This window comes from Parendozoicomonas sp. Alg238-R29 (assembly GCF_947331445.1).
Classification (GTDB): domain Bacteria; phylum Pseudomonadota; class Gammaproteobacteria; order Pseudomonadales; family Endozoicomonadaceae; genus Sansalvadorimonas.
Window position 1 is genome coordinate 1 of record NZ_CAMZOG010000215.1, and the last position, 1,354, is coordinate 1,354.

Below are 1,354 nucleotides of genomic sequence, written 5' to 3' on the forward strand. Positions count from 1 at the left end.
GAAAAACGAGGAACGAGAAATTAATATATTCACCCCGACGCACAACGCCTGAATGTGGGGCGCCGTAGGCGTCCCAGGAGCGAAGCGACGAACACCATTCACTTGTTAGGCGCTATTTGATGTTCCATGTAATCTCTAAATATGAAGCGAATTGCACTATTTCTGGATCAACTGAAAATGAACCTTCGTACATGAAAGACTCAATTTCGGAACCTTCGCCAAGGACGTTTATAAATCCTCGAGATATTCTTAGGCTTTCTTCTGCTAATTTGAATCCATCAGAATCTTTTAGTTGAACTGTGATAGCGTTGTATGAATCATAATCTTTTTTCTTACTGTTAAACCACTCCAGATTGGTTTTGTCTTTTGTGATGTTACCACTCTTGTCTATTAACTCAATAACGGGTTTGATGTGCATGTTATAAAGTGCTTTTGAACCCATGAATTTGATTTTTGTATCGACATCTAGTTTTTTAGAAGAAATTAGGGTTTTGTACTTGAGAGTTTGTCCGATTTTCAATGGAGCAGGAATGTCTTCTTTTAGTCTGACGAGTTTCTCTCCATAAATTACAAAAGCTTTGCTTTGTTCTTGATTGATTAGGTACGTTTTACTTCCAACTTTTTCAATGGAGATTTTATCTTTATCTAGTTCACACCCAACAAGTAATAAAGAAACCAAAGGTACTACATACCATATTTTCATTATCTAACTCTTCATTTGATGGTGACTGGTTGCGCCTAACGCCCCCATCATGCGCCGCCGGAGGCGGTCGCATGGATGGGCTTGTTAGGTGCATCTTATTAGGATGGCTGGCATATTGGAGTTACTGTATAAATAGTTGGCTCTGTTTTCCAGGCTGCACCAGAAATTAAATCTACGGGAATAGTAATTATTCCAAAGTCGATTAGTATTCCTAAGAGAGTAGTTGGATCAAATGATTCACCTGTTTGAACTACTAAATCTTCACACCCTTTTTTAGTTACTTTGATAGTGTGTGTATCGCCACGTTTTACTTGTGCGATCGCATCATCAAAGCCACGTTTTACACCATCAACATAAATTAGTGTGCCTTTTTCGAGAGAATTTACTGTAATAGTATCCTGAGTGCCTTTAATGGTTGATGCACAACCAGTCATAAGAGCAGAAATAGCTAGGACAGTAACAGCAATTGTTTTTTTCAATTTAACCTACCAAGAGAATGTGTGTTTTATGAGGCGTGCGCTTTTTACCATAAAATTCTTCCAGATTCTATGAGTAGATGCTTTGTAACTCCTGCACCTAACGCCTGCATGTGGGGCGCCGAAGGCGTCCCAGGAGCGAAGCGACGCACACCATGCACTTGTTATGTGATTT

2 protein-coding genes are annotated in these 1,354 nt (G+C 39.4%); both read right to left on the minus strand.

The genetic code is table 11. The features are described from left to right. Positions 1-112 precede the first annotated feature (112 nt). The gene (locus QMA35_RS21710) at positions 113-703 is read right to left on the minus strand and encodes a hypothetical protein (protein ID WP_281649217.1); all 591 of its coding nucleotides are present in this window, start codon (positions 701-703) and stop codon (positions 113-115) included. A 98-nt stretch (positions 704-801) separates the two neighbouring features. Further along, positions 802-1,182, minus strand: coding sequence for a hypothetical protein (locus QMA35_RS21715; RefSeq protein WP_281649218.1), 381 nt, complete (start codon positions 1,180-1,182; stop codon positions 802-804). Between the last annotated feature and the right edge of the window lie 172 nt (positions 1,183-1,354).

What these genes read in the sequence shown, in the direction of transcription:
- QMA35_RS21710 (WP_281649217.1), bottom strand. Translation starts at nt 703, where the DNA reads ATGAAAATATGGTATGTAGTACCTTTGGTTTCTTTATTACTTGTTGGG.